Source organism: Pseudomonas sp. yb_9, assembly GCF_043103635.1.
GTDB lineage: Bacteria > Pseudomonadota > Gammaproteobacteria > Pseudomonadales > Pseudomonadaceae > Aquipseudomonas > Aquipseudomonas monteilii.
In genome coordinates this window covers 1-8,145 of the sequence record NZ_JBICKA010000054.1, presented here as the reverse complement: position 1 = coordinate 8,145, position 8,145 = coordinate 1, and the positions used below count along the sequence as shown (strand labels likewise).

Annotated in this window: 12 protein-coding genes; 9 read left to right on the top strand and 3 right to left on the bottom strand. The window is 62.1% G+C overall.

Features of this window, described 5'->3' with window-relative positions:
- Positions 1-12 precede the first annotated feature (12 nt).
- The gene (locus tag ACF8MI_RS15885; RefSeq protein WP_060498686.1) at positions 13-873 is read right to left on the bottom strand and encodes a DUF6279 family lipoprotein; all 861 of its coding nucleotides are present in this window, start codon (positions 871-873) and stop codon (positions 13-15) included.
- A 129-nt stretch (positions 874-1,002) separates the two neighbouring features.
- Here ACF8MI_RS15885 and ACF8MI_RS15880 point away from each other — a divergent pair, with 129 nt between their 5' ends.
- Positions 1,003-1,839 (top strand): S1 RNA-binding domain-containing protein, encoded by an 837-nt coding sequence (locus tag ACF8MI_RS15880; protein WP_016711920.1) that lies wholly within the window; start codon positions 1,003-1,005, stop codon positions 1,837-1,839.
- 6 nt (positions 1,840-1,845) lie between these two features.
- On the opposite strand, the gene ACF8MI_RS15875 is transcribed toward ACF8MI_RS15880, so the two are convergent.
- Positions 1,846-2,226 carry a hypothetical protein gene (locus tag ACF8MI_RS15875; RefSeq protein WP_060498687.1) on the bottom strand — a complete coding sequence of 127 codons (381 nt, stop codon included), beginning with the start codon at positions 2,224-2,226 and terminating at the stop codon, positions 1,846-1,848.
- 370 nt (positions 2,227-2,596) lie between these two features.
- Here ACF8MI_RS15875 and ACF8MI_RS15870 point away from each other — a divergent pair, with 370 nt between their 5' ends.
- The 3 genes from ACF8MI_RS15870 to def all read left to right on the top strand — a co-directional run bounded on the left by ACF8MI_RS15870 (position 2,597) and on the right by def (position 4,426).
- A complete protein-coding gene (locus ACF8MI_RS15870) occupies positions 2,597-2,776 on the top strand; it encodes a CsbD family protein (protein ID WP_060498688.1) in 180 nt (59 codons plus the stop codon).
- Between the two features lie 157 nt (positions 2,777-2,933).
- Positions 2,934-3,893 (top strand): YihY/virulence factor BrkB family protein, encoded by a 960-nt coding sequence (locus ACF8MI_RS15865; RefSeq protein ID WP_060498689.1) that lies wholly within the window; start codon positions 2,934-2,936, stop codon positions 3,891-3,893.
- A complete protein-coding gene (gene def / locus ACF8MI_RS15860; protein ID WP_016711916.1) occupies positions 3,890-4,426 on the top strand; it encodes a peptide deformylase in 537 nt (178 codons plus the stop codon). The genes ACF8MI_RS15865 and def overlap by 4 nt, the downstream gene beginning before the upstream one ends.
- On the opposite strand, the gene ACF8MI_RS15855 is transcribed toward def, so the two are convergent.
- On the bottom strand, positions 4,381-4,749 hold the full coding sequence (locus ACF8MI_RS15855) for a GNAT family N-acetyltransferase (protein WP_060498690.1): 369 nt from the start codon (positions 4,747-4,749) through the stop codon (positions 4,381-4,383). The two genes, def and ACF8MI_RS15855, sit on opposite strands and share 46 nt — an antisense overlap.
- Positions 4,750-5,106: 357 nt before the next feature.
- Here ACF8MI_RS15855 and ACF8MI_RS15850 point away from each other — a divergent pair, with 357 nt between their 5' ends.
- The 5 genes from ACF8MI_RS15850 (at position 5,107) to ACF8MI_RS15830 (ending at position 8,140) form a co-directional block, all read left to right on the top strand.
- On the top strand, positions 5,107-5,364 hold the full coding sequence (locus tag ACF8MI_RS15850) for a DUF2790 domain-containing protein (protein WP_016711914.1): 258 nt from the start codon (positions 5,107-5,109) through the stop codon (positions 5,362-5,364).
- A gap of 216 nt (positions 5,365-5,580) precedes the next feature.
- Positions 5,581-6,006 (top strand): nuclear transport factor 2 family protein, encoded by a 426-nt coding sequence (locus ACF8MI_RS15845; protein WP_104835366.1) that lies wholly within the window; start codon positions 5,581-5,583, stop codon positions 6,004-6,006.
- A gap of 44 nt (positions 6,007-6,050) precedes the next feature.
- A complete protein-coding gene (locus ACF8MI_RS15840; RefSeq protein ID WP_016711912.1) occupies positions 6,051-6,395 on the top strand; it encodes a YciI family protein in 345 nt (114 codons plus the stop codon).
- Between the two features lie 21 nt (positions 6,396-6,416).
- Positions 6,417-6,902 carry an SRPBCC family protein gene (locus ACF8MI_RS15835; RefSeq protein WP_104835365.1) on the top strand — a complete coding sequence of 162 codons (486 nt, stop codon included), beginning with the start codon at positions 6,417-6,419 and terminating at the stop codon, positions 6,900-6,902.
- Positions 6,902-8,140, top strand: a complete 1,239-nt coding sequence (locus tag ACF8MI_RS15830) for an RNA polymerase sigma factor (protein ID WP_060498693.1) — start codon at positions 6,902-6,904, stop codon at positions 8,138-8,140. Before ACF8MI_RS15835 ends, ACF8MI_RS15830 begins: the two co-directional genes overlap by 1 nt.
- The last annotated feature ends 5 nt before the right edge of the window (positions 8,141-8,145 follow it).

Genomic DNA, 8,145 nt, shown 5'->3' with positions numbered 1-8,145 from the left:
TGCAAAGCACAATTATCCCCTCAAACACTTCAACTCACTGAAATCCGTCCGCACCTTGCCCAACCTATCCTGCAAAAACCGCCGCTGTTGCGGCGTGCTCTGCTGCACCAGGTCCACCAGTAAGCTCCGGGCCTGCCGCTCGGTATTCTGAAACGCCGCACGATACGCCGGCGTCCACAAACTCTCCTTGCGCTGCAGCAACGTCGCCAGCCGCGGCTCGAAACTGGCGTCATTGCGCTGGTTCATCGCCAGCAGCAATTGCTGCTGCCAGTGGGCGCGGTTGGCGATCCATTCGCGGTTATGGTCACCCAGCGCCTGCGACCAGGCCTGCACCCGCTGCTTCTGCACCGGCGTCAGTTCCCCCAGCCATGGCGTCAGGCGTTTTTCCATGCGCTCGGTACGGCGGGCGATCTGTTTGGCCAGCGGTGTATCCACATACTGCTTCTGCCGCTCGCTGATGTCGTCGCGAAAGGCATCACGCATTTCCGCCACTTGGATGTCGCTCATGCCACGCAGCAGTTCAGTGGCCGACGGGGTGATGGCTTCTGCCACCCGGCCAATCGCCTCGCGGGCCTCATGGGTACGTTGCTGCAGGGCTTGGTCGGTCACCTGGTCGTCAGCGACCATGCCGCGTACCCGGTCCAGCCAGTCGAGGTAACCGGGCAGCTGGGTCTTGCAATGCCAGGCCAGGTGCTCGCGCAATCGGTCGTCGAGCATGGCTTTCTGCTCGCGGTTCATGTCCAGGTAATCGCCCAGCGACCACGGCACCAGGCGATCGAGGTTGCGGTAGGCCAGGTCGATACGGCTGCAGGCGGCCAGGGCCAGGGCGAAGCCGATAGCGACAAGCAGGGCTTTGGACAGGCGTGCAGGCATGTGCTGTTCCTTCCCGAATCGGGCCAGATCGTAGACGCAGGGAGCACGGACGGTTCCACTGCATCAGCGGTCGGACGGTGTGATGGCTTCAGGTGTAGAATAGCCCCCTTGTCTTGAGGATCATCAGAAATGGCTCTGCTTGGGCGTTACAACAGTTTGCAAATCGTGAAGCACGTGGACTTCGGCCTGTACCTGGACGGCGGTGCCGACGGCGAGATCCTGCTGCCCGGGCGCTACATCCCGAAAAACGCCGAAACCGAAGTCGATGACTGGCTGAACGTGTTCATCTACCTGGACAGCGAAGACCAGCTGATCGCCACCACCGAAAAGCCCAAGGTGCAGGTCGGCGAATTCGCCAGCCTCAAGGTCAAGGACATCAACGGTGCCGGCATCTTCCTGGACTGGGGCCTGTCCAAGGACCTGCTGATGCCGTACTCGGAAGAGGCACGGCCGCTGAAGATCGGCGACTACTGCGTGGTGCACGTCTACCTCGACAAGCGCACCCGCCGCATCACCGCGACTTCACGCCTGGACCGCTACCTCGACGTCACACCGGCTGACTACAAGGTCGGGCAACCGGTCGAGCTGCTGGTGGCCGGTGAAACGCCGATGGGCTTCAAGGCCATCATCAACAACCGCCACTGGGGCCTGATTCACAAGAACGAGGTGTTCAAGTTTCTGCGTTCGGGCATGCACGAGAAGGGCTTCATCAAGGAAGTGCGCCACGACGGCAAGATCGCCCTCAGCCTGCAGCCAGTGGGCGCGGCCCTGTCCGACAGCCTGCAAGAGCAGATCATGGCACGCCTGGAGGCTGAAGGTGGGGTGTTGGGCGTGTGCGACAAGAGCGACCCGGCGCTGATCAGCAAGCTGTTCAACGTCAGCAAAGGCAACTTCAAGAAGGCCATTGGCGGGTTGTTCAAGCAGGGCCTGATCGTCATCCATGACGACCGTATCGAAAAGGTCTGACTGCCCTTACGCCTGCACGAAGTTGCGAAAATCCAGCTGCTCGCCACCCGGACGGGTGTCGCGCAGCAGCGAGTCGCGGTCAGCGCTGAGGGCCAGGCTGATGGTCGAGCGGCGTTTGCCGGGCTTGCGCACTTCCATCTGCTCCAGGTGAGCCTTGAGGAAATTGGTGGGCACCTTCAGGTGCTGCAGCTCATCGCTTTCTGGCGTGTGCAACAGCAGGTTGACCCAGTCGGCCTGGCCTTTGCCCAGCAGCTTCACGGGTACTTCGAACCACCACAGGTTGCGTTTGTTGTCCAGGATGGCGAACAGCGTGTTGTTGCTGTTCAGCACCGGTTTGGCCAGTGCTTCGTTGCGCCGGGCGATGGCGGCGGGTTTGTCGAGTTTCATGCAGGTTCCTGCGGGTTGACGCTATGAAGGCCTGCATTGTGAGGGGTGGCACTGGGCGGGGCAAGGTTTGATGAAGACCTTTGCGTTGGGGCTGACGCGGCAGAAGTTGTGCACCTCCACGCCGCTCAAATGCACGCCTTGGGTATCGCGCACCGCCAGCCCAGGGCGGGTGGTGCTGCGCACGTGGGTGCCGAACTGGCCGGGCAGGGCTGATGGCATCGCGCGGGCGCAGGGCCGATTCGGTGCGGTATTCGCCAGTATTTTTACCGCTTGGCGCACGCGTTACAAATCCGTTGAAACTCCTGGCGAGGGCGTTGGGTCCACCGACTGTCGACACGGTTCACGTGTCTCCCATTGCAGGAGTTTTGCCATGAGCGGTACTACAGACAAAGCGAAAGGCCTGGCCAACGAAGCGATCGGCAACATCAAGCAGGGCGTCGGCAAGGTGACCGACAACGACAAGTTGCGGGCCGAAGGCAAGGCGCAGGAGCTGAAAGGCGAGGCGCAGCAGATCAAGGGCAATGTGAAGGATGCGGTGAAGAAGCCTTGATCTGAAGCGGGCTGACCCAGCCTGTTCGCGTCTGACCTGCGCGAACAGGCTGGTATTTACGTAAGCAAATTCTTCCAGCACGGCCGGGAGCAGCACAGCAACCGCATGGTCTATTAGACTTGTTTGTTGTAATGATCAAGCGGCGAAAGGAGACGCTATGATTTTCCCCGACCTGCGCGGTCTGCCCCTGCACCGCGTGCTGGTACGCACCGTCAAGGAATTCCTCGACGACGAGATGTCCACCTATGCCTCCGCGCTGGCTTACCAAGCCTTGTTTTCGCTGTTCCCCTTCTTGCTGTTCCTGATTGCCCTGATCGGTTTCCTGCACCTGCCAGATTTCTTCTCCTGGCTGCGCCTGCAAACCGAGCTGGTGCTGCCGCCCCAGGCACTGGAGCAGGTTAACCCGGTAATCGACCAGCTCCAGCAGTCCAAGGGCGGGCTGCTGTCAGTGGGTATCGTGATTGCCCTGTGGACCGCGTCGGCGGGCGTGCGCCTGATGATGAGCGCCATGAACGCCGCCTACGACGTGCCCGAAGGGCGACCGGTATGGAAGCGCATACCGCTTTCCATCATTTACACCGTGGGCCTGGCCGGCATGCTGCTGGTGGCGGCGGCGCTGATGGTGCTGGGGCCGCAGGTGATGGAGTGGATTGCCTCACAGGTGGGCATGCAGGAGTTCATCGTAACGCTGTGGACCATCCTGCGCTGGCCGGCGATCATCATCCTGCTGATGGTGGCCGTGGCGGTGATCTACTACGTGATGCCCGACGTGAAACAGAAGTTTCGCTTCATCACACCCGGCTCGGTGCTGGCGGTGGTGGTGTGGATCGTGGCCTCGCTGGGCTTTGCCTACTACGTGAAAACCTTTGCCGACTACAACGCCATGTACGGCAGCATTGGTGCAATCATCGTGCTGTTGCTGTATTTCTATATCTCGGCTGCCGTATTGCTGTTGGGCGCCGAAATGAATGCGGTGATCGAGCACATGTCAGCCGAAGGCAAGAACCCGGGCGAAAAAGATTTCAACGGCGAAAAGCCCAAGGAAACCTTGACGGTGCTGGGCCACGAGCACCCCAACCCGAACGCGTCCGATACTGTCGAGCCGAACACCAGATGATCCGCGACATTCTTAAAATGGGTGATGAACGCCTGCTACGCATCGCCCCGCCCGTGCCCGAGCACCTGTTCGGCACGGCCGAACTGCAGCAACTGATCGACGACATGTTCGAAACCATGCGGCATGTGGGCGGTGTCGGCCTGGCCGCGCCGCAGATTGGCGTCGACCTGCAGTTGGTGATCTTCGGCTTCGAGCGCAGCGAACGTTACCCGGATGCCGAAGCGGTGCCGCAGACCATTTTGCTCAACCCGGTCATCACACCGACCTCCACCGAGGTCGAGGACGGCTGGGAAGGCTGCCTGTCGGTGCCTGGCCTGCGCGGCGTGGTGCCGCGCTTCAAGCACATCTGCTACGAAGGGGTCGACCCCCAGGGCAACCCGATCAACCGCTTTGCCGACGGCTTCCATGCAAGGGTGGTGCAGCACGAGTGCGATCACCTGATCGGGCGGCTTTACCCGTCACGCATTCAGGACTTCGCCAAGTTCGGTTACACCGAGGTGCTGTTCCCGGGGCTCGACGTCAGCGACGACTGAGCCCGCTCCAGCGCTACCAGGCGTTTGCTGCGCTGGTAGCGCAGCAGGCGGCTTGCCAGGCTTTCGGGCAGTTGCCCGGCCATGTGGAAACCCAGGCGCTGATAGAAGGGCACCAGGTCCGGGTGGCAGAACAGCCAGGTTGGGCCATTGGCCTGCTCCAGCGCCGCTTCGATCAAGCGTCCGGCCATCCCCTTGTTGCGCTGTTGCGGGTCGACGAACAACCCGGTCAGCCAATAGCCATCGCCCACAGGGCTCAGGCTCAAGCCTGCAATGATACCCGGCGCCCTCGCCACCCACAGTTGCGCATCGCTCGCAGCACGCATGCGCGAGCCGTGCTGACGGTAAAAATGGTCTAGCAGCCGGCGTTCTGTCTCCGAAAGCGTCGAGCAGTGAAGATATTTTAATGAAATGGCGAGTCCTGCCCTGAAAGCTGGCCAGAGGCTATGGCTTGATGGTTTGCGGCCAATTTGACGCAGATTGTTGCAAATCCGGCAAGGGTGAATATCCGACTGCGGGGTTCAACTATTGCCAAGCGGGAGTAGACTTTTACACATCCCCCCTGGCAGTACGAAGCGGGATCGGTACTTCGTGCCATCTTCACCGTAGATGGCAACTTCTCCGCGCCGTTCACGGCAATAGAAGTCAATCGATCAGCGTGAATGCTCAAAAGGCAAATCCACATGAAACCATTACTGATTCTTGCATTGGTCGGTATGTCCTCGTTCGCCCTCGCCGATGAGGCCACCCCCGTCTCCAGCCAGCCTGTGGCCCAGCAGTACGACTACTCCATGAACCTGGACATCAAACGGGTGATCAACCTGTCGACCATCCCCAATGTCTGCGAAGTGGTACCTGCCACGATGACCTATGAAGACCACCAAGGTCAGGTGCATACCATCCAGTACCGGGCCATGGGTGAGGGTTGTCAGCAAGGTTGAAGCTGAAGCGATCCCTGTAGGAGCGGCTTTAGCCGCGAACACCTGCGCAGCCGGTGCCATCCACCTCGGTAGATGGATCGCGGGGACGCCCGCTCCTACGGACTATAAAGCCTCTGCTCGACAGAAAATTTCCAACACCTGTCGATTCCTCCGCTCTCCGTTCGACCATAGGTGAAGGCACCACCGTGCCCCCCATGACCTGTCGGAGGAACCCCGATGAGCACCGCAGCCGAAACCGAGATTCGCCAACTGATCGAGCGCTGGATGCAGGCCGTGCGCGATCGCGACATCCCCAACATCACCGCCCCCTATGCCGATGACATCGTCGCCTTCGATGCCATCCAGGCCCTGCAATTCAAGGGCAAGGCTGCCTACACCGCGCACTGGGAAATGTGCATGGGCATGTGCACCGGCCCCATGGTCTTCGAACTGGCCGAACTCACCGTACACGCCGCTGGCGACCTGGCCCTGGCCCACTGGCTGAACCGCTGCGGGCCGGGCGATGACGAAAGCCAGTGCGGCTTCATGCGTGCCACCGTGGGCTATCGTCGTCAGGGTGGCCAGTGGCAGGTGATCCATGAGCACTGGTCGGCGCCGTTCGACATGGAAACCCAGAAAGCCCTGTTCGATCTCAAGCCCTGAGCCGTTATCGCCAAACGCACTTTGCCAATACCCTGGAGGCGACCATGAAATACCTGTGCCTGGTCTATTGTGACGAGGGGCTGCTGCACAGCCTGCCCGACAGCCCGGAAGACGCCGAGTGCATGGCGTATGCCGAAGCCATCCAGGGCTCCGGGCGAATGCTGGCGGCCGAGGCGCTGAAGCCTGTGCAGACCGCCACCACGGTACGCGTGCGCAACGGGCACATGAGCCTGACCGACGGCCCGTTCGCCGAAACCAAAGAGCAACTGGCGGGTTTTTACCTGGTGGAGGCCCGCGACTTGAACGAGGCGCTGAACATCGCCAAGGGTATTCCTGCCGCACGGGTCGGTAGCGTCGAGGTAAGGCCCGTGCGCCAACTGCAACCCTGACAGCAAAGGAGCACAACAATAATGAGCCTTGCCCAACCTGCACCTGCCCAACACGAGTTGTCCATCAGCCGCTTGATCGATGCGCCCCCGGCCAAGGTGTTCCGCGCCTGGACCGAGCCCCAGTGGCTGATGCAGTGGTGGGGGCCGCACGGCATGACCACCCCGGAGTGCGAGATGCAGTTGTGGGCCGGCGGCCTGTTCCGCACCCTGATGCGCGCGCCGGATGGCAGCGAGTACCCGAACCAGGGTGTGTTTCTGGACATTGCCGCACCACGGCGGCTGGTGTTCACCGATGCCTTCGGCCCCGGCTGGGTGCCCTCGAACAAGGCCTTCATGACCGCCGTGATCAGCTTTGACGAGGAGCAAGGCAAAACCCGCTACACCGCCCGCGCCTGGCACTGGAATGCCGCCGACTGCCGGGCCCATGAGGAGATGGGCTTTCACCAGGGCTGGGGAGAAAGCCTGGACCGCCTGGTGGAGGTGGTGACCCAGCGGATGCCCGACTGATGGCGGCACTGGCCCAAGTGCGCGCCGAAGTCGAGGCGGTGTACCGGCGGGAGTCGCGGCGCATTTTGGCAACGTTGATCCGCTTGCTGGGTGATTTCGACCTGGCCGAGGAGGCCATGCATGATGCCTTCTTCATCGCCGTCGAGCGTTGGCAGCGCGACGGCATTCCTGAAAACCCAAGGGCGTGGCTGGTTTCCACCGGGCGCTTCAAGGCCATCGATGCGCTGCGCCGGCGCGCCCGTTTTAACCGCTCCCAAGCCGACCTGAGCATGCTGCTCGACGGGCAGGCACAGGACCCCAGCGAAGAAGAGTTGCTGGCCGATGACCGCCTGCGGCTGATCTTCACCTGCTGCCACCCGGCACTGTCCGCCGATGCTCAGGTACCGCTGACCCTGCGCGAAGTCTGCGACCTGACCACTGAACAGATTGCCCGCGCCTTCCTGCAAAGCCCGGCCACCATTGCCCAGCGCATCGTCCGCGCCAAAGCCAAGATCCGTGATGCCGGCATTCCGTACCAGGTGCCAGAGCTGAACGAACTGCCCGAACGACTGGAGAGCGTGTTGCGGGTTATCTATCTGGTTTTCAACGAGGGCTATTCGGCGTCATCGGGTGAGGCGCTGTTGCAGCAGGACCTGAGCGATGAAGCCATCCGCCTGGCGCGGCTGTTGGTGCAGTTGCTGCCCGACCCGGAGGCGGTCGGCTTGCTGGCCTTGATGTTGCTGCAGGCGTCGCGGCAGCAGGCGCGAACCGATGCCCAGGGCAACCTGGTGGTGCTGGAGCAGCAAGACCGCAGCCTGTGGGACCGGCAACGCATTGACGAAGGCTGCGAGCTGGTGCGCCAGGCGCTGCAAAGCCGCGCGTTCGGGGCCTATACCGTGCAGGCGGCGATTGCTGCGGTGCATGCCGAAGCATCGACGGCAGCGCAGACGGACTGGGCGGAGATTGTCGGGCTTTATGACGTGTTGCAGCGGCATTGGCCGTCAGCCGTGGTGGAGCTGAACCGGGCGGTGGCGCTGGCGAAGCGGGATGGGCCGGAGGTTGGCTTGCGGGCGGTCGAGGGGATTCTGGAGCGGGGGGAGCTGCTGGACTATCACCTGGCGCATGTGGCACGGGCGGAGTTGCACTACCAGTTGGGGCAGGTGGAGGCGGCGCGAGCGGCGTGGCGCCAGGCGCTGGCCTTGACCCGACAGGAGCCGGAGCGGCGACATATCGAGCGGCGGCTGAAAGTCATTGAGTGATGTAG